Below are 25,066 nucleotides of genomic sequence, written 5' to 3'. Positions count from 1 at the left end.
TGCATAAAGTCAGCTATTCCTTCTCCAGTGAATGGATAGATTTAATACCGGGAATCAAGAAGGCCAGGACGACAATCAGCAATCCGCACACGATAAATAACAGACCGATCCCCCGTCCTTCCCCAATACCGATAACTCGCCCCACCGTAGTAGCCAGCAGTCCTCCTTCCCGCAACATCGGGTTGAAGATGCGATCCGCAAGCACACCGGCCAGCGCGTAAGCAGCCACATAACCTAGCTGGGACAAGATGCCGATAATGCCCCAGGCCCGGCCCTGAGCATCATTTGGAATATTGGAACGAATCATCACATCAGCACTTGTATTAATGAAGGGAATCGCTGCGAAGAAGAGAAAGGCTGCTCCAGCGATAAAATAAATGTGGGTCGTCAAGCCCACCGCAGCGTAGCACCACCCGGCTACCCCCAGCCCGATCATCAGCATTTGGATATAGTTGCTCTTCATACTGAAGATGCCAATGATTAGACTTCCGGCCAGCATCCCGATGGCACTTACAGACATTACCGTCCCAAGTGTTCCCGAATCTGTAAGGGGTAAGAGCATGGGAGTGAACAAGGTCTGGAGAAAACCAATGGCGAACGTCACCACGGATAGTATGAAGGTCAGGGAAAGCACACCCCTGGTGGAAGCTAAGACACTCCATCCCTCCTTCAGTTCATTGACGAAAGACGATGGTTCCTTGCTCTGGAGGGGGGTCCCGAGAGTTCTTTTCACAGCCAGTACCGTTAGTACCGTAACCAGAAACGTGAAGATGTCAATCAACAGCACGACCTTAATGTTAAAAAGAGACAGTAGAATTCCGGCGATAACCGGTGAAAGGAGATATTTGGAGGATGCCGCAAGCTGGACCAGGCCACTGGCCTTGGCAAATTGCTCTTCGGTCAACAGGTCTGTTATCGTCGCTTTGTAGGCGGGATCGAGCAGAGAAACAAAGATGGAGCTGAAAGCAACACCCATACAGATCTGCCATAACGGCGGATCACCCAGCAGCATTGCCACCAGAATAAATACAAGGCCAACAGCAGAGAACAAATCACCCACCATCATCAGCAGCCTACGGTCAAAACGGTCCGCGAGTACCCCACCGATCGGTCCAAGCAAGATGGATGGGAGAAAAGCACATAAGGTCACCAGCGCCACACTCGTAGCTGTCCCGGTCATTTGGTAGACATAAACACCAAGTGCAAAAGCAGTCAGTCCGCTGCCAATACTGGAAATCCACTCCCCCGTCCATAGGATCAGAAAAGATCTAAACGACTTATGGCTTGCGCTCCCCATCCTTGCTCATCTCCTCGTCCTTTTGACCGTTGTTCAAACATCTGCACCACATAAGAGAAGCTGCCTGGGGCCGCACCCAGTATCGTCTCCATAATATAGATGAACGCCTCAATCTTCTGAGTGATCTCCTCCGGCTGCCAGTGGAAAATTCCTTCATCGAACAGAAACTCCGAGCTGGTCAGCAGGAATTCTACCGATTCCTTGGGATATGGCGTATGGAACATCTTCTCGCGAATTCCCTGCTCTATGACCTCAGTCAACACCGGGGTTAGGTGAAGAATGGTCTGGGCCAGGCTTTTCTGATGAATCTGGGCATTGTCCGGCTGGTGGAACTGCTCAATCATATGTTCTTTTCGTTCATCAGTTGGCTTCTGTGCCATAATGATGGACAATAGCTTCTCATGGACAGTCAGATCAGGATTGCCTGCAATTTGTTTAGCCGATGACACCCCTGCCTCGATGAATCGCATAACTACCGCGTCCATAACCTCTTCCTTAGATTTAAAATAATAATAAAACGTCCCCTTCGCGATCCCGATTTCCCGCAACAAATCGTTTACTGTCGTTCCCGCGTATCCTTTTGTATAAAAAAGCTTCTCCGCCGTATCCAAAATTTCATTTCTACGTTCTTCAGGTTCTTTCGTAATTCTCATTGCGCAATGCCTCCATTCTGTCCATTCATCGACCGACCGTCGGTCTATTACAGATTACACCTTGATCCAAATTATGTCAACCGCTAATGAAAAAGCTCTACTATCATACTATTAAATAAAACAGGGGCTTATCCCTCCGTAGAAAAATCTACTTTTGGGACAGCCCCTTTGCTTAATGTTATCAAAATATTTTCCCAATCTCTTAACTCAGCTCTGTATCAATGATAGCTTCTGCTTCGATCTCGACCAAAAGACGCGGGTCTATTAACGCCTTTACCTCCAGCATACTCGCTACTGGCTGAATATCTCTAAAAAATTCACCATGCGCTTTCCCGATGTCTTCCCATCTGGAGATGTCCGTAACAAACATGCGGGTTCGTACTACATGGGTCATATCAGCCCCTAGTTCGTTAAGAGCCCGCTCAATGGTTTCCAGAATAAACTTCGTTTGAGCGTAAGGATCATCTAAGCCAATGACTTCCCCATCTTTCATCGCTGTTGTGCCTGCGACCTCAATCCGGTTGCCCACACGAATAGCGCGGCAATACCCTACGATCGGTTCCCAAGGGGAGCCTGTGAATACCTGTTGTCTGCTCACGTTGTTTCTTCCCTTCTTACAAAAAGATAACTGCTTCGATTATTATACTAAATTTCGATATCTGAACACGCGCTTGACGTTAATATTATTTGCATATTCCGAAAACACTCTCATAATCTAAGTTCTTTATGATTTGGTTGGTAGTATAAACATTAGGAGGGAACTTATGAAATCACCGAAAAAGTACGGTATCAAGACTGCCGTTGTAGCTACAGCGGCAACTGCCCTATTCGCTTCAAGCGTAATAACTGCACAAGTCACCAATCGTGCGGACGCCGCTCCTTCCAAGACTAAAAATGTTATTCTGTTTGTCGGTGATGGAATGGGTACCGCGCAACGGAACGCGATCCGGTTAGCCACTGTTGGAGAAAAAGGAAATCTGGCTATGGATTCTATGCCCTACGCTGGTCTGATCCATACAAGCTCCACTGTTCCGGTAACGGATTCGGCAGCTTCCGCTACTGCTTATGCCAGTGGTGTGAAGACTTACAATGGTGCCATCGGCATGGATGCCAACAAGAAATCTGTACCGACTATTATGGAATATGCCAAAGAAGCCGGTAAATCCACTGGTGTGGTTACGACCAGTCAAATTACGGATGCCACTGGTGCCGCTTTTGGCGCACATGTGGAAGACCGTTCCAAGCAAAGTGACATCGCACTGCAATTGTTGACGAAGAGTAAAGTCGATGTACTGCTTGGTGGCGGTGAGGATTTCTGGTACCCGGCAGGCAACCCGGGTAAATTCCAAGATGAGCCTGCAGAAGACCCTTCCGAGAAAAGCAAAGGAACTCAAGGTAATCTTGTAGAAAAAGCTAAGCAATTGGGCTATAACCATGTCTCTTCCAAAACAGAACTGCAACAAGCAAAGGGTGGCAAGCTGCTCGGACTGTTCGCTAATGAGGAAATGTTCCAGCAAAAGCCTGAAGGTGAAGGCGATATCTATAACCCTGTCGTCTCCCTTAAAGAAATGACCACAAAAGCAATCGACACCCTTTCTAAGAATAAAAATGGCTTCTTCCTGATGGTTGAAGAAGAGGGTACCGACGAATTTGCCCACCGAAACAACGCCAAAATGACGATCAAATCTGGTCAAGAACTGGATAAAGCCGTTCAGGTTGCCAAGGATTTCGCCAAGAAAAACCCTGACACATTAGTCTTGGTCCTGGCTGACCATGAAACTGGCGGTTTCTCGATTGAAGAAGTGAATGATAGCGACGAATCTGGCGACGGTATTTCTAAAGAAGACGGTCCATTCGCCATTGCCAATTCCAAAGCTAACTTTGTGGTAGACTGGACAACCTCAGGCCACACTGCGGTAGATATTCCTATCACAGCTATGGGCAGAAATGCGAATCTCTTCACAGGTATCTACGAGAATACTGAAGTCTTCCACAAGCTAATGGATTCTATGGGACTTAAAGCAAAAAAATAATCCGGTGAAAGGATTGTTCACAGGATTAACGTAAAGGGCTTCCCGTCAGGTCACAGAACCGGCGGGAAGCCCTTTTTTCACTGTTACTTCCCCAATGTCTCGTACTCCACACGTGCTATGAGAATCATCGGAAAGGATGCTGAAGTATTCTTGGAAGAGAAGCTCTCCAGCAGCATCTCATTCACTGGACCATAGGGAGAATCATTGCCATACAGCAGCACCACCGAATTGTATGGGACGAGACGGGCTTCCAGGTCGGCAGGCAACTGCTCTGCGAACTCACTATATTCTGTGTACTCAAGCCGCAGATAGGTAACCAAACTCCGACGCTCTTCCCCATTCCCGATGTAATGCCGTTCCATAAAATCCTGATCCAGCCCCTCCAGTCCTGCCTCGTCCATAAAACTGCCCCCTGCCACTCCGTCACCAGAGGAACCCTCCGTATAGGTCATAAGCTCTTCTTCAGAATTGAAATTCCCCGCCCAAATCGCAACCGCATTTCTCATCTTCGCACTCCTCTGTACAGTTAGTTGAGAATGACAAGCTTTGTACTTCAAGTTTACCCAATTGTAAATGGAAAAGTAACACTACATACTTAAAAATCCGACTGGGCGGTAAGCCTCAGTCGGATTTTTCGAAGATGTTTTTTCACACTGCGTGCGCCTCCCGGCGCGCGGTGTTTGGCCCATGGCGGTGGTCAACCCTAAATTTGACCTTTACAATTGTAGCCGTCCGCCCTGCTGCTGCACCACTTTACCGGCTATGACATTTCCCAGCTCGCAAGCCTGCTGCAGGGTATAGCCTCTGGCCAGTCCCGCAATAAATGCGCCTGTATGCGAATCGCCTGCACCAATCGTATCCACGACCTTTACTGGCTCCGTCTCAGCGATCCCCTCTTCATCACGTGAACAGTACAGGGTGCCATCTCCACCCAAGGTGACGACGACTGCCTCGCCCGTCAGTTGAGTCAGTTTGGCTGCTGCTTCCTTGGCATCATCTACCCCCATGATGGCCTGAATCTCGTTCTTATTGGCGTGCACAATTGTACCCATACTAAAGATTCTTTCCAGAATTGCTGGTTCCAAGAACTCTCCGCGCGGACCTGGATCAAAGACAATTTTCCCGGTTGACTTGCGCTGGCTCAAGGCGTCCAGAATAACTGGGCCTGACGGTCCTTCCAATTCGTAGCCGCTAACATAAATGTAGTCGTAGCTAGCCAAGTCAAGTGCCCCGAACCAGTGAGGAGCCCATCGTGTTTCAATTCCGGGAATAGTGATGAAGGTCCGCTCCCCATCATGTTCTACGATGGAAAGGTTCCAGCCGTTATCTCCAGATAGGTCCTCCAGGAGTACAGGAACACCGTCCTTTTGCAGCTGGGCTTTGACGATATCGCCATAGCTTCCTTTTCCCACCGGGGCGAACAGACTGTAATTTACATGCAATTGATTCAGAATATTGGACACATTGTAGGCGCAGCCGCCCACAATAGTTTCTTTATGCTCAGCCATGACATCCTCAGCCGTTCTTGGCAGTTTGTCGAGCTGGATGATTACATCGACTACGGCTGCACCGATCACGAGGATTCTGCGACTTTTATCGGATTTTACACGATCCAGAATATTTTCATTCATGAGATACTCCTCCTTGCTTGGACTTTCCGTTCACCTGATGCAAGATGATGGTTGTCACTGCACTTGCCGCAAAGGCCAGCAGCACACCGAGACTGTTGTCTTTAAAAATTCCTGTGGCAAACGGGCCGCTGAAGAACGGCGAGTTGGTGAACAGAAAACCTACAACTACCCCGATAATCCAACTGATTACGCCATTGTAATTAAATGCCTTGCCTGTAGCATTGTCCAGCAAACCTGCATCATACCCAGTTTTGCTTCGCAGCAGCACATAGTCGAACATAAAGGTCGCCGCCCAGGCTGCCAGACCGATGCCGAGAATACCCAGGAACAGTTGGAAGTTCATCAGGAAATCCTCTGAAATAAACAGAACGTAGACAGGAATAAGAATCATAATTAGCGCATGAATGCCAATAGCCGTTTTATCGCTGACCTTGATGTTCAGTGTTTCCATGTTGACACGAGCCGATTTCAAGCTGATGATACACTGCGGAATCAGACCGCCAAGCGCAGTAATGAAGTAGACGATTGTCATCCATTTTGGAAGCGCATTCCCAATGGCCTGGATCGGGTTAGAAGCAGACACCAGATCCGGCACAGAGGTGCTGAGCAGAATTCCCACGCCCATGATGAAGAACAATGGAATGAAGGCACCAATCGTGACACCAGCGACTACCTTTTTACCGGAATTGGCCGGGTTCTGATATGCACTGTAGTCAGCGGCGGCAATGGACCAGCTAATCCCCGTTCCCGCAATGATAATAGAGAGCGCCGGCAGAAAGCCGTTCAACCAATTGCCATTGCTCATCTTGAACAACGCCGTCCAGTCTGTCTGGGGAATGAGAATGACCAGAATCAGGAAGGTTAATGCCCCGAACACATAGGTGAAGAAGGTCTGTACTTTGACAAGGACATTTTGCCCAAAGAGATTCGAGGTTAGAATCAGCACCACGAACAACGCCAGACTTATCACCGTCAGTACCGCCGATTGACCGATGCCAAACAGCCCGAACAGTGACATCAAGGTAAGTGTTCCCGTTATGACGTTCACTGCCAACCAGCCTATTAGACTTAGCCATCCGAGCAGGTTAGGAATATAGTTCCCCTTGACGCCAAAGACCGCTCTGGACAACACGAAGGTGGTACCGCCCGATTTGAGGCCGGACAGGCTTAGGTAACCCACAAGTCCAAACGACAATGCACCTGCGGCTGCCGCTAGTATGGACTGGATAAAGCTCAGATGATAGCTCACAATAAGAGCGCCATAGACTACGCCCAGAATACCAATATTACCGGCAAACCAGATAAAGAAAAGTTCCTTGGGACTTCCGGTTCTCTCATCAAACGGGATAAACAGTTCAGACTTCGAATTAGACATGTTCTTCTTCCCCCTATAATGAATCAGAATGAATTAATGCTGTGTTCTGAACGCAAGAATATGATCGGCATACTGACTGAGATTCACACCATTGGCCTCGTCAATCAATGCTCTCCAGGAGGGATCAATACCTTCTGCTCCTGATTTGGCACCGCAGATGGCAGTCGCCATCGCTCCGATGGTATCTGTGTCACCACCCAAATTTGCACATAGCAGGCTGCATCGTTGCGGCTCCTTGGCGTAATACGCAATGGCGAGCGCGGCTGGAACGGATTCGCTGGTGATTACCCCACTACCGATAACATCGTAAATTACCTGAAGGAACTTGTCGTCCTGACCTTCGTACTTGTCCGCGTATTCCAGTGCGAGCCTCAGCCGCGCCGGGAGCGATGCGCTGTACGTCTCTGCACCGTAATCCTTCGCTTCCAGATAGGCCGAGACCGCATGGGTCATAATATCCTCCCACGACTTATCGACTATGGCAGCTCCGACTGCTGCAGCAATCATTGCCGCTCCACCTACAGCCACATCCGTAGAATGCGTCACCTTGCTAATGTCGTACACAAATTTAGATAACTTCTGGACCTCTGTTGGCAGGAATAGCCCGCCGATAGGCGCGATCCGCATCGCGGCCCCATTGGTTTCGGCTTTGGAAGTAAACTCCGTCGCATCTTTACCTGCCTTTAGAGCGAGTAGCGCAGCCTTGGAGCTTGGCCCGAGAATGTTGTTCTCAAAAGCATTCAGCCTGTCGGCCCATTCCAGCAAGTGCCGGCCAATTACAGCCGTATCCGGGACGAAATCGCTTTCAACTAGAGCATCAAGGATCAGCAGAGCCTGTGAGGTATCATCCGTAAATTGACCACGGGTGAAGTTGCACGCCACATCATTTTCCTTAGGGCCATCCAGAAAATCCGTTATGGTTCCAAAATACTTCCTTACCTTGTTTCTGCCCCATAGCTCTGACGGCATCCCCATCGCATCACCAATGGCCATTCCGTATAATGCACCGAGAATTTTGTTCTTCATGTAATTTGTCTCCTATCCTTAATATATTCTACACATACGGTTGTACGTATGAGTTGTTCTTGAAATAAAGCCGAGCTCACTCGGCGATTAAATATGGGTCACCACTTTGAACTCGACACTCGGCCCGTAGATAACCTCTACCTTTTCCACTTCGATCCCTTTCTCATCCAATACACTCCCTTTGGTCATGATCAGTGGGAAATCTCCCTCATATTCAAACAGCTGTCTTGTTCGCTTGCTGCTGTTAATGGGATGAATGGCCAGCGCTGCATTCTGCGGATAAATACTGTAGCGTTGATTCATAATCTGGTACAGGGACTGCTCGGAGAAATCATATTGATCAATGCCTGGAAAAAGAGCCAACGGAACATACGAGGTATCCAGGGTCAGCCACTTAATGCTGCTCTCCTTGCGCGTCCCGCGGAGCCGAACCAAATGCATGTAAGAGCTGCCTTCCAGACTGATAATCTCCTTCTTCAGCACACGCGAGACGGGAATTTCATTCTTCTTCCGCGCAGCTTCCGTAAAACCGCTAAAGTTCCAGATATTATGCTTCATCTCCCGCAGGCATACCATGGTGCCCTTGCCATGCATCTTCACCAGAAGTGCTTCATCGACGAGGCCATCAATCGCCTTACGGATCGTAGTCCTTGTGACTTGATACAGCTTCATCATTTCCGTCTCAGAAGGAATCATTCCCCCTTCCTTGAACTTACCATTGATGATATCATTCCGGATAATGTTCTGCAGTTGGATGTACAGCGGAACACTGTCGTGCTTGTTAAGCATATCTGCCTCCTTACACGCAATCACGGGATAGCCAGCAGGCTGTACCGTCCATTCTGCACAAGTCCCATGCTACAAGTGATTTAGCGCTTTCATCTCATGTTGTTCTGCCTGTCGTTAACTCATACGTATGAGTTGTGAGTTCAATATATCAGGTTTATGATTCTTTAGCAATAGCTTTCCTGAGGTTGGGACAAACTTCCATTATTATAACTCTAGAAGGCTCTCCGCAGCCGCTTAATTCTTATTGCATCCTCTTCTGTATAGCGGTTCGATTAACCGTAGTACTTATGTTCCTCTACCGTTCAAGTTCTGTTAAAGTAAATATGATACGATGAGAGTGGGTGAAGAATATATGACAACAATGAACGATACAAAAATAGTCATCGTAGACGATGAATCTTCAATTATTACGATGCTCCAAATGGTGCTGCGCAAGGAAGGGTTCCAGGATATCTATACTGCCGCTACCTGCCGGGAAGCGCTGGAGGTCGCCCGGCGTGTCCGCCCCGAAATCGTACTGCTCGACATCATGCTCCCTGACGGCAGTGGGCTGGATATTTGCTCGCGTATTCGAGAATATGGCAATCCCCATATCCTGTTTCTAACGGCAAGAGCTTCAGACCTGGATGTGCTGACTGGCTTTGCCATGGGTGGGGATGATTATATCACCAAGCCCTTCAATCCTTTGGAGATCGTGGCACGAATTAAAGCTCGTTTGCGCCGACAGAATGCCGAGGGCTCACCGGTGACACTTAATCCGCCTCGCTCTGAAGCTGTGCTGTACGAATTCGGGCATTTTGTCGTCAACGAGGCAGAAGGTGAACTCCTTGTAGATGGACAACCCGTTTCCTGCCCGGCCCAGGTATTTCAGTTACTTCTCCATTTCTGCAAGCATCCGGGGATCGTCTTTACCCGCACCCAGCTCTATGAAGCGGTATGGGGAATTGACGGACTGGGGGATGATTCCACGGTACCCGTGCATATTCGACGGATCAGGGAACGCATCGAGACAGACCCTGGCAACCCCCAATATTTGCTGACCATCCGCGGTCTAGGCTATAAGCTGGCAAAGGGGCCACAGGAGTCATGAAAATCAGACGGCGGATTGCCTTCCATCTTACCTACCAATTTATTTTATATGCCCTGCTTATACAGGCCATTGGTCTGTTCTTGCTCTTTATGTTTCTGCAAAAAACGATCGACGATGACTTGCGCCGCAATTTTCCAAACGGAGCCTTGACCAGCATCACGACGGAAGTCTCAAGGAATAACGGGGAGATCAAGGTCCCCTCACACTGGATTAATCTGCTCAAGGAGCGGGGGATGTGGCTGCAGATTATCAATGAAGACGGAAAAGTGATCTATGACATTAACTCAGCCATTGTCCCATCGCTTCCCTCCTCCTACTCTGTGGCCCAACTGTTAAACATACAGGAATCAGGTAAGTACGAAGATTACTCGGTGCATTCTCAAATGGATCTTAACCTCTCACAAACCCAGCTTTTTCTCCTTGGGTACAAAAATCCTGACCTGGATCTGCTCATGAATCTGTTCAACAGCTATCAGAGCAATGGGCTGGTTAGCAAGTCGAAGCTCCCCGAACTATCAGCTGAGTTGATGGACAGCGGAAGGTATTTGCAAATCACTGACGAAGCGGGGACAACCGTTCAGAGTGCCGGGAAGAGCAGCTCTTTTTATCCAAACCAGTCTACGCTCGAAATCCTGAAAATGCAGCAGGCTCCAGCCAATACGGATAGGAACATTGCAGTCTACCGGGATCCGCACACAGCAAAGACCTGGATGTTATACTCACCAAATGCGGTGGAGAACATCCCCAGACAGCCCGTTGTTCAGAGCCTTGTTCGTGGAATCTATTGGATGGCCGTCTTCATCTTTGTCTTCTCGCTGGCGATCTCTCTCTGGCACGGCTACCGTTATGGTCAACCGCTGATTCTTTTCGTCAATTGGTTCCAGAAATTAAGCCAAGGGCATTATGATCAAGTGCTGACGGAGAAAGACAAACGCAAAGTCTTTAAGCCAAGCGGGAAGCTGAAAATCAGCTACAAGCTATACAGCGAGGTTATTCAGACGTTCTACCATATGGCCGAACAGCTGGCGCATACGGAGAAAGAACGCAAACGGCTGGAGAACGCGCAGGAAGAATGGATGTCTGGCATATCGCACGATCTGCGGACACCACTGGCTACCATTCAGGGGTATGGCTACATGTTGGCGAACCAGCCTGGGCAATGGGACCAGGAGGAACTTCAGGTCATGGGCACGATGATCCGTGAAAAAGGCGACTACATGCTTGAGCTTATCACTGACTTCTCGCTCATTAATCAGCTCAAGCATGGGGCTTCCCTCATGAAAGTCCACAAGCTGGACCTGGAAGAGCTAGTACGCCGTTCTGTTCTGAAATATGTGAATGATGCAACCATGTCAGACTGCGATTTCACATATGAAGGTACAGATCAGGCCTTATATGTTCAGGCAGATGACAATTGGCTGCAGCGGCTATTGGACAACCTGTTATCCAATGCGGTGAAGCACAATCGGCCTGGTGTAACGGTTAACGTCTCCGTAGGCTTAATGAATAACATCCCCTACATCAAAGTAGCGGACAATGGAAGCGGAATGGATGAAACCACCCAGCAAAATCTGTTCAAACGCTACTACCGGGGAACCAATACAGAAGAATCCACAGCAGGCTCCGGTATCGGAATGAGCATCGCCAAGGCGATTGTGGATGCACATGGTGGTGAAATCAAAGTACATTCCGCAGTAGGCCAAGGGACTGAAATCCTGATCCTGCTGCCCCAGAAGCACAACTTGTAAAAAAAAGAATCTTCAGCCCTGCGACTTCCGGGAGCCTGAAGATTCTTTTCTATGTCCATACTAAGCTCGCTGGAGAAGCCACTGCTCGGCCTCATCGGTATTGTCAAAGATTCTGAATTGGTTTCCTTTATTCAATTCTGAAGCTAGTTCCTTGAATCTGCCTTCTGTAATCATTTCATCCAAAATCAACGCAGTTTTCACATGATAATTGATAAGCTTCTGCATCATTCCACCTGCCAGACCTGTCCTGAGGTTGAAGAAATCTGCGGACAGCACTGCACCATGAAGCATCAGCAGCTTGGTGTCATGCTCTGAGCATAAGGCGATGAGGTCTAATGCATCCTGTTCCCTGCTAAGCGGTGTCTCGGCGGACAGGCATGAGACATAGTTTACATTGTTATTGCTGATCACTTCGTAATTCATTCTATTCTCTCCTTTGGTTGTTCGTCTTTCGAAGCCTGCTCTGCCAGACCTTGGCGTAATTGCTGCACCCATAGCAGCTCTTGTTCATATGAAGCGATAATATTCTCGTCAATCATTTTCCAGAGATAAGTCTCACGGGGGGTGCGATTGGGGGAAAAGAGGCCTCTACGAACCTTCTCCTGCTCCAGGCTGATCTGCAGACTGATCTCCTGCTCATATCCTGACAGTAGCTCTTCCAGCTCGGCTGGACTTAACTGATCAGCCCATGCCAGTTGGGTCAGGAACCCTTTCTTGATCTCCGGCAGCTCAGACGGTGAAAGTACCCAGCTTTTCAATTCGGCTCTGCCCTTCTCCGTAATTGTATAGATCTTCTTAGAAGGCGAGCTTTCCTGATGCTGCACTTCATTCGTAACGAGTTCTTCTCCCAGGAGCTGCACCAGTGTCTTGTATATTTGATTGTTGTTGCCTGACCAATACATCGCTGATGAATCTTCAATGATTTTTTTTAGATCGTATCCAGTGGATGACTTCCAGCTCAGGATACCCAAAATCGCCAATTTGATTGACATTACAATCCATCCTTTATCAAGTAACTTATGTTAATAGTATCATATGTTATTTAGTAGATGCAAGCGCAGAAAAAACCTCTTTTGCTGAGGATGAGACTAATGCAAACATCCACCACAAAAAAGGTGCTTTTAGTAGGTAGGTAAGTCCAACTTAAGATCCTAACTTAAAATCCGAACTTAAGGCTCGATTATATATGTATAAATTCCCTCTCCAATATCGCATAAAAATACTGATCAACCCAGCGTCCCTGCCAATTCAGCTCTTCCTTGAAAATCCCTTCCCTGACCATCCCGCTTCGCTCCATCAGTGCGGCCGATCGCTCATTATGACTATTGCACATTCCTACAACCTTATGGGCCTTCAGCTGTTCAAAAGCAAATTGCTGCAGCAGTCTCACTGCTTCACTTCCATATCCGTTGCCAGTGTATTCCGGAAGCAGAGCATAACCAAGCTCCCAGCTGCTGCGGAAACCAACATAGCTCCAAAGCTTTATTATCCCAATTGGCGTGCCCTCGGAATCATTCGCTCTACGAATCACAAAATCATAATGCTCCTTATTCCCGGTATCTTGAATCCTGCTCCGGTATCTCTCACGTACTTCCTCTCTGTTATCATCTACACTCTCTTCGTAATACCACAAATCTTTATTGCATAATGTACTGCTTATAAAGTCCAGATCACTACTGGCTAGACTGGACAGCAGCACCTGTTCTCCGCGAATTTCCATGAACTAAGATTCCTCCTTATTGGGGGCAAGATTATACCAGAATATAGGGTAATTAAAATCTAAAGACAAGCCTGCACCTTCAGCCAGCCGAATTGAACCCATGTTATCAGGAGAGCAATCCCAATAGGGCTGGATATTGTTCCGATAGCATTCCGCCACAAAAGCCCTGACGGCTCCAGCAGCATAATGCTGTCTTCGGAACTCTTCCACAGTTTCTACATCCGCCGCATGGGTACTCCCGGCTACAAAGCCAGAAAAACACACGCTGGCCACCTTCTCATTACACTCTGCTATATATCCAATGCCATGCTGCAAAAAATCCTCTATCGAGCTCCAGAAGCGAAGTATCTTCTCCTCCAAAAAGGAATAATTCTTATACCTTCCGGGTCTTAATGTCTCCTTGTCCATTCTGGTGATCGTTACTTGTGAAAAGACCACTTCCAGTACCGGAGGTATATTGTCCTCTATGAGCCCGAATACATGCTGAATATCATGGGAGAGATGACGCGGATGAAAGATCTCAGTGATGGTCTCGCCCCACTCTCTGTTCTCCGGCACAATCTCTATCCCATGAATATTCTGCTTTATCAGTTCAGGCTCAAGATAGGTTCTCATATAGGAATCAAGGCCCTGCAAAAAGCCTTGGCTTCGCGGATTCCCGATAATTTGAAAATCAGACTGGCCCTGAATCCAGATTAAAGCCGCTTCGGGTTCATCAGGATTATCTGTGTACACCCGCCCCGGGTTAACACCTTCAGCAATTGCCCTTACTTCGATGTTATAACAGGGATCCGTTAGATGTTTTATTTTCTTGAAATCCTGTGGCTTAAGCTCACAGATCACATGAATCCCCTCCATTACAATAATAGTTAGATTATACCTCGAAGTGGGATTATATGGATTGTAAAGAATGAGTTAAAGTAAATTTTCCATAGTCGAGTCAAAAATGCATCGTATCCGTTGATGCTCCAAGAATATAATTCCATGCAAATTGTGCATAATAACCTGGGAATATCAAGTCAGACCCATCTAAGGATGTAATTATGTTCAAATGGATCTTTATGAAAAGTAAATCACAAAAAAAGCGATCAACCCCTCATTTGTCCCAAGTGAATTCTCCGAAGGGCCTTACACTTAGTGGTGATTTCGAAGCCGACGTGGCGTTCTTCAGGGAGGCTTTCGATCGTTCAAGTGATGTCGTATTCAAGGAATTACTGGTCTGCGGCGGATACCGCGGCATTATTATTTTCATAGACGGATTGATCGATGTGTCACTAGTGGACATGCACATCATTACTCCCTTGCTGCACGGACGCAGCCAATTGGAACAAAAGCTGAATGAACAAGTCAAGCATCACGATGTCCAAGCTATTCTGCAAAAAAGCATTGTATCTGCCTGCCAGAGCAAGCTAGAGAGTGAAGCTCATGCCATCGCATCTGCCATAACGAACGGTGACACCGTACTCATTCTGGAAGGTTCTCCTGAAGCCCTGATCTTCGATATGAAAAAGCGGGAAGCACGCGCGGTTGAGGAAGCGGCCTCTGAGCCAACCATTCGTGGACCTAGGGAGGGTTTTACCGAGAAACTGCGCACCAATACAACTCTTCTGCGCACCAGGCTCAAGACGAATAAACTCAAGATCGAGCCACTAACCATTGGTGATGTGTCCAATACGGATATTGTCCTCGTGTACCTGGACGGAGTGGCCAAGACAGAGCTATTGGATGAAGTGCGGACACGGCTTCACCGAATAAAAATCGATGCGATTCTGGAGAGCGGATATATTGAAGAATTGATCGAGGATAATACGTATTCGCCGTTTCCGCAAATACTTAGTACAGAACGCCCGGATCGGGTAGCTGCAGCTCTGCTAGAAGGTAAAGTCGGCTTACTGATTGACAATACGCCGTTCGCATTGGTATTGCCTATCACTTTTCTGGGATTGCTGCAGTCGCCGGAGGATTATTATCAACGGTACATGATATCGACAGCCACCCGGTGGCTACGATACTGGCTAGCGTTCATCGCCCTGACCTTTCCCTCTCTTTACATTGCTGTAACGACCTTTCATCAGGAAATGGTGCCAACCAACCTGCTGTTAAGTATTGCCTCCTCACGCGAGGCGGTTCCTTTTCCAGCCCTAGTCGAGGCACTTCTCATGGAGATTACCTTTGAAGGACTTCGTGAAGCCGGTATCCGCATGCCCCGTCCTGTTGGACAGGCCGTAAGCATCGTAGGCGCACTTGTCATTGGGCAAGCCGCGGTGCAGGCGGGTATTGTCTCGGCGATCCTCGTGATTATTGTATCGTTCACGGGAATTGCCTCCTTTATTTTCCCTTCTTATAGCCTGGGGATCGCTGCACGGTTGCTGCGCTTTCCGTTAATGTTCCTTGCCGGGACTCTGGGGCTGTACGGAATTCTCCTGGGGCTGCTGGTCATATGCATCCATTTGCTTAGGCTCCGCTCCTTTGGCGTACCTTATCTTTCGCCCGTAGCTCCCTTATCCTTGAATAATCTTAAGGATACACTCTTCCGGGTACCTTGGAGGAATCTGATTCATCGCCGCAGAGGAATTGGCGAATAAGAACAAGACCATGCACTCTGATACGATGCCATTCATAAGCTTCGTTTCAACAATAAGATGAGGGGTGAGAAAAATGCAGGTAAAACCAGTAACCCTGTTAATGATGCTTGTCCTAATTCTTACCCTGTTGACAGGCTGCTGGAGCAAAGTGGAAGTAAGTGACGTAGCAATGGTTACTGCCGTCGGTCTCGACAAGACGGACAAAGGAAAAATTCAGCTCTCACTGGAACTCGCCGTCCCTCGATTACTGGGTGTGACTAATCAAACCGGAGGCGAAAAGCTAGAGACTAAAGCTGGCTGGATTTTGTCCGCAGAGGGAGAGACCATCCTAGAGGCCTACAGGTACATTCAGCAGAAGGTACAGCGTAAGATTGTCTTTTACCACAGTAAGGTCATTGTTATCGGAGAGAAGCTGGCGCGCAGCGGCATGCTCCCGGTCCTTGATTTTTTTGAACGGTACAAACAATCGCAAATCAAGAGCCATATTCTGTTTACCAAAGGCGAGGCGGTGAAAATATTGGAGTATAATCCGGTATTCGAGAAACTGTCCTCCGAAATCATGCGCGAAGAGGCCAAATCCAAAAGGAATGTAAGTGTCCGTCTTTTGCAATTTATGGACATGATGGTGTCCCCGGGAGATACGCCCATGGCAGCTCGTGTACAGCTACTCCCGGCTCAAATAGATAAAAACAGCAACGAGTCAGATCCAGGCTCATCCCAGATTAGCAGTCTATCCGTCAGAGGTGCAGCTCTGTTTCACAAGGATCAACTAATCGGCTGGCTGAACGAGACGGAGACCAGAGGTGCCATGTGGCTCAAGAACCGGATGAAGGATGCGGTCACTACTGCCGAAGTTCCGGCGGAAAAGGGCGGCGGCCGGATCAGCGCACAAGTGCATACAGCACATACGAAATATCATACTCTTGCAGACACTAAAGGAATTACGATAAATGTGGATACCTATGCGGGGATATCTATCTTCGAGAATACTTCTAAGCTGGACATGAGTAGCCCCAAGGATCTGGACTATGTCAGAGCTTTGGTTGCGGATGATGTCAAGGCCAGAATTGAATTGGTCTGTCACAAGGCACAGCAAGAGTATAAGACAGATATTCTCGGGTTCGGGCAAATCGTCTACCGCCAGCACCCCAAACAATGGAACACAAGCTATGCCAAGGAATGGGAGAATCTGTTTCCGGAAGTACCAATAAACATTATTCCACACATTTCAATAACGCAGGTAGGTTTAACCAATAAATCCATAGAGCTTGAATAAAAGGCTGAAAAGGGAGGGTATCAGGATGGTCAGGGTATCGGGGTATCAGCTGTTTGCCACTACGGTGTTGTTTCAGCTTGGAACGACAGTAATCTTCGGGTTCGCCTCTCCTGCCGGACGTGATGCCTGGATTGCGATACTGCTCTCCGCTTTTATTGGAATGTTCATGATCCTGGGCTACACTGCTCTTATGAACATGATGCCGGGATTATCCTTGGTTGAATGGTTCCCCAAGCAATTTGGTCCCTGGCTGGGTATCCCGATTGCCTGGTTCTATCCGATGCTGTTTATTTATGATGCTGGACGAGGAATTAGCGATCTGAAGGAGCTTGTTCCGCTCACCCTGCTGCCAGGTACACCTACATGGGTCATCCTTGGCTCCATGATGCTCGTTATTATATATTTGTTATCCAGTGGTGTCGAAGTTATCTTTCGGCTCGCAGGGCTGCTTTTCCCGATTATATTTTTCTTCTTCGTTGTAGAGATCCTTCTACTACTGGGTTCCAGAAGTGTTCATTTTGACAATCTTCAGCCCCTCTTGGGAGAAGGCTGGGGGCGAGTATGGAAGACGGTCTGGCCCTTTGGCATTCTGCAGACCTTCGGCGAAACCATCGAATTCGCGATGTTGTGGACCTTTCTGAGAAAACCGGGGCAACTTGCCAAAATAAATATCATTGCCGTGCTGGTCACTGGCGTTACTATCGCCTTGTTTGATATGTTCGCAATTATGGTGCTGGGTGAAGGCGTCTTCCAGCGCAATATCTATCCGCTGCTGGTGCTGCTGAAACAGCTTAGCATCAGTGATTTTCTGGATAACCTCGATGCCCTGGGTGTGATGTACTTTATGACAACCATCTTTTTAAAAATGTCCCTTCATCTGATGGCTGCTGTTCTGGCTATCCAGAAGCTTACCTCCTCCAAAACACTGCGTCTGCCGATTCTTATCGTCGCCGTAATCACACTATGGATTGGTAACAATATGGCGCAAAATGTGTCTGACCACATCTTCGTGGGGACCCGAATCCTTCCTTACAACTTATGGATTCCCCTCTTTCTCGTCGTTCCGGCTATTCTGTTGATGGTCACCTGGCTTCGCAAGAAAGTGGGGACAACACTATGAAAGGATACCTGTGGCCTTGGCAGTCTCATGTGATCCTTCTGCATCCTTGGGCAATCTCCATCATGTTCATTGTGTTAGCGCTGCTGTTGTCGATGATTACATGGTTCAAAAAGAAAAAATAAAAAAAGAGCTGATCTCAAGGATCAACTCAATTTCTTAATCAGCTTCTCCACTCGTTTTCGCTTTGTGTCCTTTTCAATATCGTCGAGTCGTGAGCTCAACGTCTTTATGAATACGCCTTTGTTTGTACCGTTAATAATGGATATCGCATTCTCCGCATACATTGGAAGTTGATTGGTCGGACATTTCTTAAGCTGTTCAATGAGTAGGTTGAATGCATTATCAGCATATTGTTCGATAGAACAAAGTTTAATCAGGATATTTACTGCGCGATCTTTGGTGATCACCGATCCTTTGTCAGCAATATCAACAATTTTTGCAAGTGATGAATAAATGGTTGCTGGATTTTCAAGCGTTATCACATCTAGTGCAGTCATAGCCCCCCAGACAAGTCGATTGTTCCTATGATCAAGTAATGTTATGAACTCTTTGTTGTATTCAACAATTAAAGACGGTTTTATTTCACCGATTTCATAGAGAACTTTAATGCAATCGCTTTGGATGTTCTTGTCGCTGTTATGCAAGTTATCAACAAGTTCCTTCACAGCCTCCTTATCCTCTCGGTCGGCAATATATTTCGCCAATTCCTGATTAGGACCTTCGTCTTTGCGATTGAGTAAGGTTGCTAGTTTATCGATTATGGTCATCTGTTGTTCTCCTTTAGAGTTGCATTGATTTTAGGTACGACCGAATGCAAAATAAACTTAGAAGGTCCATTAGGACCGTCCAAGTTTATAGTTTTTGCTTTACTTGCTCTTTTGAACCAACATTTTCAGTAGAACCGTTACGGCTTCAGCCCTCGTTGCATGATCTTGAGCAGCGAATTGGTTTCCGCCTTTACCTCTGATAATACCAGCTTGCTTCAGATTAGCAACACTGCTTTTCGCCCACACAGGAATATCCTTGTCATCTGCGAAGTCAGTTGCGTCATTAATTTCGGTAGACAAGCTCATAGCGCGAGCTATCATCACTGCCATCTCAGCACGAGTAACTTCTGCATTCGGACGGAATGAGCCGGTATTATCACCTTTAATGATGTCAGCTTGCAACGCTTGCGCGACCGCTTTCTGCGCCCAAGCTCCAATCTCGGCAGCATCTGTGAAGCTCAATGTCACTCCTGCTTCTTGCAGCTTCAACGTATTCATCAGCATTACAGTAAATTCCGCACGTGTCACAGCATGATTCGGCTTAAATGTATCATCCGGATACCCCATGACGATTCCACTACTGATTGCTTGCTTGATGTCCGCTTCGGCCCAGTGCCCAGAGATATCGCTAATATTAGCTTCTGTTGACATTTCCGCTCTGTGACTCGTTACCGGCAGACCCGTAGCTTGATCTACGACGAATATCGCAAACTTCCCAAGTTCATTAACTTCCACACTAATGCGGTTACCGTTGATCTTAGCGCCAGAGACAGCCTTCCATGCTTTCTTTTCATCTTCATAATGGAAGACACTCACTGTTTGATTACTCTTCAGACTTACAGGATCAAATGCTAGAGTTATCGTTACCGGTTTACTCAAGTTTTCAGGGAAGTTTTTCAGAACTTCAAATATCGAGCTACCCAGAATTTCTTTATTATTTAGAAGATTTTGCGGGTTTAGGACTTTCTCTATCGATAATTTCAGTTCTTTATTTGTTACATTGGCTGGAATGGAGAGCCTGATCATATCCTCGAGACTAACCTCACCCATTTTACCTACAGGAAGTGTAATTTGACCATTTGCTGACGTTATCTTATCAAAACCAACCTCGACTACTTTATCTGTAGAAGGCGTTGGTTGACTATTTGTTGGCGCTTCGCCCTCTTTATCTACAGGAGGCGTTGTTTCACCATTCGTTGGCGGCAATTGTTCCGATGGTGTGTCCGTTTCAGGTGGCAATGGTATGCTAGCCGTTCTGGCTGCCACCAGATTGGAGGCCATTCTGTAGCCTGGACCAAAATTGGCGCTCAAGCGAAACTGATAGTTTGTATCGTCTGCCAATGGTTGAATCGTTGTCTGCGTTGCATTGGCAGCCAAGGTTTGTTTACTCCAGGTTTTTCCGTCTGTAGACCATTCAAGCTCAAGATCCGTTGCCCCCTCTACTTCAGGCCATGTGATAGTCGCTTGGTCTGAAGTGGTGACGATTTGCGGGCTCTCCAAAGTAAGTGAGAATTTTTGCACACGACGCAGCATGGAATCATCTACATAGATATTTCCGAAATTGTCGGTGGCAACTCCGAAGGTAACCTCAAATTCCCCAGGCGCAGAGCCTTCCTTGCCCCACATCCTGATTGATTTTCCATATGGATCTAGCACTTGGATTCGATAATTCTTCGTCTCCATGACATGCAGATTTCCGTAATTGTCAAAGGTGAGCGCTTGTGGAAAACTGAATTGTCCTGGTTCGGCGCTCTCCTTCTCTCCCCATTGTCCAAGATAATGGCCCGTAGTATCGAATTTCTGGATGCGGAAGTTGCCTGGATCAGCGATAAAAATAGTGCCTTCACGATCGATCGCGATACCCGACGGTGCATTAAATTCCCCAGGACCGGCCCCACGCGATCCCCATGTCAGCAAAACTTGTCCTGTCGGATCATATTTTCGTACCTGATGCAATCCGGCATTCGATACATATACGTTACCTTCCTGATCGACTGCCATCCCCAACACGCCAGCATTCAGAAAATTCCTGTCAATCAAACGTCTCCGTTCAGTGCCGTCTGACTGAAATACCCGAATGTTGCCTTGCCCATTATTCACATAGACAAGCCCACTATGATCAACCGCAATGGCCCTTGGCATTCCATAGACCATTCCGTCAATATCCCATTGTTGCAAAAACTGCCCGTTTGATGTGAATTTCTGCACACGACTGTTCATGGTATCCGCTACATAAAGATTTCCTTCTTGATCAATTGCCATCCCTTGCGGAAAGCTAAATTGCCCCTCTTCCTCGCCATCTTCTCCCCATTGACTAAATACAGGAGCAGCGAATACTTTCTCTCCATATCCAATAGATAGCGCGGATGCCATCACAGTAGTTAACAAAACAAATTTACAAAACATTGACTTGCTTTTCTTCATCGTTTCACTTTCCTTTTCACTATTCTAGTTGACTTAATCAATCTCTAGCTGCCAAATCTAAACCTTGTTGCTTACAACTCCTCTCCAAATAGCTAGGTGAATCGTTAAAGGATAATCATTCTCATCTTATTTTTTGAAAAAGAGCATGATATATCGCTTTAATGACTCTTTTTTATGATAATGATTTTCATTATCATTTATTTTATTGCTATAGTAGCAATAAAATAAATTTCTTGTCAATTTAATTATTTTATCAGGTGAGTTTTCTTAAAGCTTCAAGCTGATTCTGCACAAAGATAACAAAAAAAGACGCACAGGAGACTCCTGGCATCTTCTAATTGGTATAGGCAGGTTTCGAACAAGCACTTAGCACCTTACATGCTTGCGTTTGAAACCAATCTGTCCTTTATCTACTGCGGTTTGAATGCGTTCAGAAGCGAGTAGAAATTTGCTTTTTTTCTTGTCACGATCAACCTCAACCGGACCTACTGCCTTCGCAGTCTCCAACGCTGTATCATGGAACGGCACATAAGACACTCCTACTGTGTAGATAAAATTATTCATAGCGTATTTTGCGCGCTCGGGAGCATCATGAATCGTATTTTTCACCATATCAAGCATACCCGCAATTTTACTCTCGGAAAATTCAGCGTCCGGACGATTTCCTAAAAGCCAGCAATAACAGCTCCAGCCTGCAGACATTTTCAGTTCATCGCCACTTGCAATCCACTTGTCGGCCACTTCTTGAGCAATATCTGCCTCTGCCAACGTTACCGCCACCACAAAATCGGACAGCATATAAAAATAAGCTCCCTCGATCCAACGCTCAAAATCTGCTGCCGTCATCGCTTGGGGATCGGCAATAATGCCAGCAAAATACATGGCATCGTAGTTCCCTGTTGCATAAAGTTGCTCAGCCAACGGTTGATTTATTTTTGTTTTTCTAAAAATAGGCTTCATTTGCCCTGTAGCCACACCAAAAAGCGGTTCCTGTGCGCCATTGGATTGGTAGATCTTCTTCGTCCGTTCCTTGCCAAGGTCTTCAAGCTCCTGCATTACCATTTCAAAATCCATCGTTTAACACTTCCCTTAGGTTCTAGATAAGTCCTCTACTAGTTTATCCAAATTGGTACTAATAATAGCACTAGTGAGATTATAACTAAACTTCTTGTCCAGACTTTATTCAATTTTTTATTATTCTCTGATTTATACCAGCCTTTAAACTGAAAATAATTACGGTACAACACTAAAAATAATATCATATTTCCCAATGCCATGCTCCAATGATAAAGCGGCTGGCCAAGTATCGATTGATAGACGACCTTTTCCAATCCATCTAAAACTAGTAAAGTAAAAACAAGTAAAATACAAATCCGGAGTAATTCAACTACAAAGGAAGCTAATTTAAGCATTTGATTCCGTCCTTTCATATCGATAAGGATCAGAATAAGTATTATCTACACTAACATTTTTTTCAAGCTTATATTGGTTTCAATTTTTTGGTAAAATGAAAAGAGCTCTGATTGTTAGCCATCCTAACAGTAAAGGTTCGACACGAGTGAAGCCTCAATAATTGGAGGGTACAATGATTTTATTAAAACAAAGTCCTGATAAAGATAAGGTTCAAGAGCAATACAATCAACTATGGGAAAGTCTTCTTAATATTGATGAAAAACAAGCTGCCAAAATTATCAAAAAAGCAAATAAAGGCATACTGCCAACAAAAGAAAGATTGAAAATAATAGCGCAGCCACTCAAAACACATTTAATTTGGATTATTCCGCTTAGCGCCCTAGCGGCAGCGATACTCCTATATGTAATATTTATATGGGTTGCCTTGTTAGTTGAATAGTGTTGTGACTTTTTGGTACATACCTAAATTGCTTAATCACCAAAAAACGGAGAAACCCCTGTCATGTTAGACCAGGCCTCTCCGTTCTTATTTTCCATAACTCCCCGATTGGTTTCCGCTATGAATATTATCTATTAATTGTATAATTCAAATATATGCCGTTAGACTCTAATTTTTGAACTTCTCTTAGTATAAATCGTGCCGCTGGCTGTTTCACCAGAGAATCTGGTTTGGCAAATAAGGCTTGTGTACTTGTATCCCCATCGGCTGTTGGAGTAATTAATAAGCTTAATTCATCAACGAGTCCTTCATTTAGAAAAGTACCGTTCAAATAAGCTCCCCCGTCCAACATCATTTCCTGGGCCCCTAATAAGGTATGAATCTTTCTTAATACTTCATGCAAATCCAGTTGTTCTTTACCGCCAAAAATATAAGAAATCCCTAAATCACGTAAATATGTTAAGTATTCATCTGCTACATCCTCAGTGATTACCACTACAATATGTGATTCCACTTTTAACTGGAACGATGTTGGGATTGTGTTTTGAGTCCATCTTAATTTTCCTTTAGGATCTACGGCAATTACATATCTTTCAGCATGAGAATCAGCAATAAAATCTGTTCTAGGTACTGATAAGGTGATACCCCCCTTAAATTCCACCTTTTCTCCAAAGGCAAAATTCCCTTCCATAGTCACCCTGCCGCACATCCAAGCCTTAGGATTATAGCTTTCCTGGATTTCTACATATTTCAAATACAAAGATTGTGCTTCTTCTGTGTTCATATAATCCCCGTCTATTTTTCCATCCAAGGACGTCATCATATGGCAAATAACATGAGGTCTATTCATACTTTTCTCTCCTTTATCGCAACAAGTTTTCTTAACAGAAAAAGTATCTTTTACAAAAATTAATTTCTATCCTTGTGTGTATTAATACTCTCCTGTATATTTAATTTAAAATAGAATGATTAACAAAACAATTACCACATTTATTAATTCATGTAGTAATACTCATTTATTCTAAACTGTGTATGAAACGGAGTTTAATATGGAAGAAAAATTAGATCGAAGAACCAAAAAGTCCAGAAAAGCAATTCAATCCACTTTTTTGACACTTTTACTTCATGATGGATTTGATAGCATTACAGTGAAGACTCTTACTGAAAAAGCTGATATCAGTAGAAAAACCTTCTACTTACATTTTACTGATAAAAATGACTTATTAGATACGATCGTTCAAGAACAAATCAGAGAACTCAAATCGACTTGTGCCGAAAGTAACGCAACTGATTTTATAGAAAGTACAATCATATGGTTTCAATACTTTGAACAAAGGAAAGATTTTTTCTATGCCTTATTTAAAAGTGAAAGCACTGTATCTTTTAGAAAACAACTTCTCAATTGTCTTATGGAACAAATCGGGGGAGAAATTCCTATTGTAGATAGCACTCAAGATCGAGACCTTACGATTCGTTTCCTGAGCACAGCCGTTCTAGGTATTGTGGAATCCTTTATTATGGATGAAATCAATTCTGACTGTGAACATATAGCCAGACAAGTCGGGAAATTACTAGAAGAGAATCTATCTTTGATTTCAAATCACTAGCGTTGCATTAACAAAAAACGGAGAAACCCATGTCATGTCAGACCAGGTCTCTCCGTTCTCATTTTCCATAACT

At 45.8% G+C, this 25,066-nt stretch carries 25 protein-coding genes; 9 read left to right on the top strand and 16 right to left on the bottom strand.

Annotated elements, in window-relative coordinates; genetic code table 11:
* Positions 1–13 precede the first annotated feature (13 nt).
* The 3 genes from AC3Y23_RS05205 to AC3Y23_RS05195 form a co-directional block, all read right to left on the bottom strand.
* Positions 14–1,297: an MFS transporter gene (locus AC3Y23_RS05205; protein WP_379196379.1), complete on the bottom strand. Its 1,284-nt coding sequence runs from the start codon at positions 1,295–1,297 to the stop codon at positions 14–16.
* Positions 1,258–1,950 (bottom strand): TetR/AcrR family transcriptional regulator, encoded by a 693-nt coding sequence (locus AC3Y23_RS05200; protein WP_379196377.1) that lies wholly within the window; start codon positions 1,948–1,950, stop codon positions 1,258–1,260. The genes AC3Y23_RS05205 and AC3Y23_RS05200 overlap by 40 nt, the downstream gene beginning before the upstream one ends.
* Before the next feature lie 202 nt (positions 1,951–2,152).
* A complete protein-coding gene (locus AC3Y23_RS05195; protein WP_379196375.1) occupies positions 2,153–2,548 on the bottom strand; it encodes a RidA family protein in 396 nt (131 codons plus the stop codon).
* A gap of 166 nt (positions 2,549–2,714) precedes the next feature.
* Between AC3Y23_RS05195 and AC3Y23_RS05190 the strand changes: the two genes are divergently transcribed.
* Entirely contained in the window at positions 2,715–3,983 is a 1,269-nt protein-coding gene (locus AC3Y23_RS05190) for an alkaline phosphatase (protein WP_379196373.1), read from the top strand.
* 83 nt (positions 3,984–4,066) lie between these two features.
* On the opposite strand, the gene AC3Y23_RS05185 is transcribed toward AC3Y23_RS05190, so the two are convergent.
* From AC3Y23_RS05185 to AC3Y23_RS05165, 5 genes are all read right to left on the bottom strand, one after another.
* On the bottom strand, positions 4,067–4,489 hold the full coding sequence (locus tag AC3Y23_RS05185; protein WP_379196371.1) for an immunity 22 family protein: 423 nt from the start codon (positions 4,487–4,489) through the stop codon (positions 4,067–4,069).
* A 210-nt stretch (positions 4,490–4,699) separates the two neighbouring features.
* On the bottom strand, positions 4,700–5,614 hold the full coding sequence (locus AC3Y23_RS05180; RefSeq protein WP_379196369.1) for a PfkB family carbohydrate kinase: 915 nt from the start codon (positions 5,612–5,614) through the stop codon (positions 4,700–4,702).
* Entirely contained in the window at positions 5,607–6,989 is a 1,383-nt protein-coding gene (locus AC3Y23_RS05175; RefSeq protein WP_379196367.1) for a purine-cytosine permease family protein, read from the bottom strand. Before AC3Y23_RS05175 ends, AC3Y23_RS05180 begins: the two co-directional genes overlap by 8 nt.
* Before the next feature lie 33 nt (positions 6,990–7,022).
* Entirely contained in the window at positions 7,023–8,015 is a 993-nt protein-coding gene (locus AC3Y23_RS05170) for an ADP-ribosylglycohydrolase family protein (RefSeq protein ID WP_379196365.1), read from the bottom strand.
* A gap of 87 nt (positions 8,016–8,102) precedes the next feature.
* Positions 8,103–8,804, bottom strand: a complete 702-nt coding sequence (locus tag AC3Y23_RS05165) for a GntR family transcriptional regulator (protein ID WP_379196363.1) — start codon at positions 8,802–8,804, stop codon at positions 8,103–8,105.
* A gap of 361 nt (positions 8,805–9,165) precedes the next feature.
* Between AC3Y23_RS05165 and AC3Y23_RS05160 the strand changes: the two genes are divergently transcribed.
* Together AC3Y23_RS05160 and AC3Y23_RS05155 are read left to right on the top strand one after the other, a co-directional pair.
* Positions 9,166–9,894, top strand: a complete 729-nt coding sequence (locus tag AC3Y23_RS05160; protein ID WP_379197102.1) for a response regulator — start codon at positions 9,166–9,168, stop codon at positions 9,892–9,894.
* Positions 9,891–11,642 (top strand): HAMP domain-containing sensor histidine kinase, encoded by a 1,752-nt coding sequence (locus AC3Y23_RS05155; protein WP_379196361.1) that lies wholly within the window; start codon positions 9,891–9,893, stop codon positions 11,640–11,642. The genes AC3Y23_RS05160 and AC3Y23_RS05155 overlap by 4 nt, the downstream gene beginning before the upstream one ends.
* Positions 11,643–11,702: 60 nt before the next feature.
* Here AC3Y23_RS05155 and AC3Y23_RS05150 read toward each other — a convergent pair whose 3' ends face one another.
* The 4 genes from AC3Y23_RS05150 to AC3Y23_RS05135 all read right to left on the bottom strand — a co-directional run bounded on the left by AC3Y23_RS05150 (position 11,703) and on the right by AC3Y23_RS05135 (position 14,205).
* The gene (locus AC3Y23_RS05150) at positions 11,703–12,065 is read right to left on the bottom strand and encodes a DUF4180 domain-containing protein (RefSeq protein WP_379196359.1); all 363 of its coding nucleotides are present in this window, start codon (positions 12,063–12,065) and stop codon (positions 11,703–11,705) included.
* On the bottom strand, positions 12,062–12,634 hold the full coding sequence (locus tag AC3Y23_RS05145) for a PadR family transcriptional regulator (RefSeq protein ID WP_379196357.1): 573 nt from the start codon (positions 12,632–12,634) through the stop codon (positions 12,062–12,064). Before AC3Y23_RS05145 ends, AC3Y23_RS05150 begins: the two co-directional genes overlap by 4 nt.
* A gap of 188 nt (positions 12,635–12,822) precedes the next feature.
* A complete protein-coding gene (locus AC3Y23_RS05140) occupies positions 12,823–13,362 on the bottom strand; it encodes a GNAT family N-acetyltransferase (RefSeq protein WP_379196355.1) in 540 nt (179 codons plus the stop codon).
* 3 nt (positions 13,363–13,365) lie between these two features.
* Positions 13,366–14,205 (bottom strand): GNAT family N-acetyltransferase, encoded by an 840-nt coding sequence (locus tag AC3Y23_RS05135; protein ID WP_379196353.1) that lies wholly within the window; start codon positions 14,203–14,205, stop codon positions 13,366–13,368.
* A gap of 266 nt (positions 14,206–14,471) precedes the next feature.
* Between AC3Y23_RS05135 and AC3Y23_RS05130 the strand changes: the two genes are divergently transcribed.
* From AC3Y23_RS05130 to AC3Y23_RS05115, 4 genes are all read left to right on the top strand, one after another.
* Positions 14,472–15,947 (top strand): spore germination protein, encoded by a 1,476-nt coding sequence (locus tag AC3Y23_RS05130; RefSeq protein ID WP_379196351.1) that lies wholly within the window; start codon positions 14,472–14,474, stop codon positions 15,945–15,947.
* 73 nt (positions 15,948–16,020) lie between these two features.
* Positions 16,021–17,223, top strand: a complete 1,203-nt coding sequence (locus tag AC3Y23_RS05125; RefSeq protein ID WP_379196349.1) for a Ger(x)C family spore germination protein — start codon at positions 16,021–16,023, stop codon at positions 17,221–17,223.
* A 25-nt stretch (positions 17,224–17,248) separates the two neighbouring features.
* Positions 17,249–18,343, top strand: a complete 1,095-nt coding sequence (locus AC3Y23_RS05120) for a GerAB/ArcD/ProY family transporter (protein ID WP_379196347.1) — start codon at positions 17,249–17,251, stop codon at positions 18,341–18,343.
* A complete protein-coding gene (locus AC3Y23_RS05115; protein ID WP_379196345.1) occupies positions 18,340–18,465 on the top strand; it encodes a hypothetical protein in 126 nt (41 codons plus the stop codon). The genes AC3Y23_RS05120 and AC3Y23_RS05115 overlap by 4 nt, the downstream gene beginning before the upstream one ends.
* Positions 18,466–18,486: 21 nt before the next feature.
* Here AC3Y23_RS05115 and AC3Y23_RS05110 read toward each other — a convergent pair whose 3' ends face one another.
* From AC3Y23_RS05110 to AC3Y23_RS05100, 3 genes are all read right to left on the bottom strand, one after another.
* The gene (locus AC3Y23_RS05110; protein ID WP_379196343.1) at positions 18,487–19,110 is read right to left on the bottom strand and encodes a hypothetical protein; all 624 of its coding nucleotides are present in this window, start codon (positions 19,108–19,110) and stop codon (positions 18,487–18,489) included.
* Between the two features lie 99 nt (positions 19,111–19,209).
* Positions 19,210–21,534, bottom strand: coding sequence for an S-layer homology domain-containing protein (locus AC3Y23_RS05105; RefSeq protein WP_379196341.1), 2,325 nt, complete (start codon positions 21,532–21,534; stop codon positions 19,210–19,212).
* A 366-nt stretch (positions 21,535–21,900) separates the two neighbouring features.
* Complete coding sequence (locus tag AC3Y23_RS05100; RefSeq protein ID WP_379196339.1) at positions 21,901–22,608, bottom strand: DNA alkylation repair protein; 708 nt, start codon at positions 22,606–22,608, stop codon at positions 21,901–21,903.
* A gap of 511 nt (positions 22,609–23,119) precedes the next feature.
* Between AC3Y23_RS05100 and AC3Y23_RS05095 the strand changes: the two genes are divergently transcribed.
* Positions 23,120–23,386 carry a hypothetical protein gene (locus tag AC3Y23_RS05095; RefSeq protein WP_379196337.1) on the top strand — a complete coding sequence of 89 codons (267 nt, stop codon included), beginning with the start codon at positions 23,120–23,122 and terminating at the stop codon, positions 23,384–23,386.
* 127 nt (positions 23,387–23,513) lie between these two features.
* Here AC3Y23_RS05095 and AC3Y23_RS05090 read toward each other — a convergent pair whose 3' ends face one another.
* Positions 23,514–24,236: a RibD family protein gene (locus AC3Y23_RS05090; RefSeq protein WP_379196335.1), complete on the bottom strand. Its 723-nt coding sequence runs from the start codon at positions 24,234–24,236 to the stop codon at positions 23,514–23,516.
* Positions 24,237–24,435: 199 nt separating this feature from the next.
* On the opposite strand from AC3Y23_RS05090, the gene AC3Y23_RS05085 reads away from it, so the two are divergent.
* On the top strand, positions 24,436–24,993 hold the full coding sequence (locus tag AC3Y23_RS05085) for a TetR/AcrR family transcriptional regulator (protein ID WP_379196333.1): 558 nt from the start codon (positions 24,436–24,438) through the stop codon (positions 24,991–24,993).
* Positions 24,994–25,066: the final 73 nt, after the last annotated feature.

The organism is Paenibacillus sp. MAHUQ-45 (assembly GCF_058133325.1).
Note: the sequence above shows the minus strand (reverse complement) of the source record. Positions and strands in the feature narration are given on the sequence as shown.

Bases quoted from the DNA above. Each gene is read 5' to 3' on its own strand.
- AC3Y23_RS05205 (WP_379196379.1), bottom strand. From the start codon at position 1,297: ATGGGGAGCGCAAGCCATAAGTCGTTTAGATCTTTTCTGATCCTATGG.
- AC3Y23_RS05200 (WP_379196377.1), bottom strand. From the start codon at position 1,950: ATGAGAATTACGAAAGAACCTGAAGAACGTAGAAATGAAATTTTGGAT.
- AC3Y23_RS05190 (WP_379196373.1), top strand. From the start codon at position 2,715: ATGAAATCACCGAAAAAGTACGGTATCAAGACTGCCGTTGTAGCTACA.
- AC3Y23_RS05185 (WP_379196371.1), bottom strand. From the start codon at position 4,489: ATGAGAAATGCGGTTGCGATTTGGGCGGGGAATTTCAATTCTGAAGAA.
- AC3Y23_RS05180 (WP_379196369.1), bottom strand. From the start codon at position 5,614: ATGAATGAAAATATTCTGGATCGTGTAAAATCCGATAAAAGTCGCAGA.
- AC3Y23_RS05175 (WP_379196367.1), bottom strand. From the start codon at position 6,989: ATGTCTAATTCGAAGTCTGAACTGTTTATCCCGTTTGATGAGAGAACC.
- AC3Y23_RS05170 (WP_379196365.1), bottom strand. From the start codon at position 8,015: ATGAAGAACAAAATTCTCGGTGCATTATACGGAATGGCCATTGGTGAT.
- AC3Y23_RS05165 (WP_379196363.1), bottom strand. From the start codon at position 8,804: ATGCTTAACAAGCACGACAGTGTTCCGCTGTACATCCAACTGCAGAAC.
- AC3Y23_RS05160 (WP_379197102.1), top strand. From the start codon at position 9,166: ATGAACGATACAAAAATAGTCATCGTAGACGATGAATCTTCAATTATT.
- AC3Y23_RS05155 (WP_379196361.1), top strand. From the start codon at position 9,891: ATGAAAATCAGACGGCGGATTGCCTTCCATCTTACCTACCAATTTATT.
- AC3Y23_RS05150 (WP_379196359.1), bottom strand. From the start codon at position 12,065: ATGAATTACGAAGTGATCAGCAATAACAATGTAAACTATGTCTCATGC.
- AC3Y23_RS05145 (WP_379196357.1), bottom strand. From the start codon at position 12,634: ATGTCAATCAAATTGGCGATTTTGGGTATCCTGAGCTGGAAGTCATCC.
- AC3Y23_RS05140 (WP_379196355.1), bottom strand. From the start codon at position 13,362: ATGGAAATTCGCGGAGAACAGGTGCTGCTGTCCAGTCTAGCCAGTAGT.
- AC3Y23_RS05125 (WP_379196349.1), top strand. From the start codon at position 16,021: ATGCAGGTAAAACCAGTAACCCTGTTAATGATGCTTGTCCTAATTCTT.
- AC3Y23_RS05120 (WP_379196347.1), top strand. From the start codon at position 17,249: ATGGTCAGGGTATCGGGGTATCAGCTGTTTGCCACTACGGTGTTGTTT.
- AC3Y23_RS05115 (WP_379196345.1), top strand. From the start codon at position 18,340: ATGAAAGGATACCTGTGGCCTTGGCAGTCTCATGTGATCCTTCTGCAT.
- AC3Y23_RS05110 (WP_379196343.1), bottom strand. From the start codon at position 19,110: ATGACCATAATCGATAAACTAGCAACCTTACTCAATCGCAAAGACGAA.
- AC3Y23_RS05105 (WP_379196341.1), bottom strand. From the start codon at position 21,534: ATGAAGAAAAGCAAGTCAATGTTTTGTAAATTTGTTTTGTTAACTACT.
- AC3Y23_RS05100 (WP_379196339.1), bottom strand. From the start codon at position 22,608: ATGGATTTTGAAATGGTAATGCAGGAGCTTGAAGACCTTGGCAAGGAA.
- AC3Y23_RS05095 (WP_379196337.1), top strand. From the start codon at position 23,120: ATGATTTTATTAAAACAAAGTCCTGATAAAGATAAGGTTCAAGAGCAA.
- AC3Y23_RS05090 (WP_379196335.1), bottom strand. From the start codon at position 24,236: ATGAATAGACCTCATGTTATTTGCCATATGATGACGTCCTTGGATGGA.
- AC3Y23_RS05085 (WP_379196333.1), top strand. From the start codon at position 24,436: ATGGAAGAAAAATTAGATCGAAGAACCAAAAAGTCCAGAAAAGCAATT.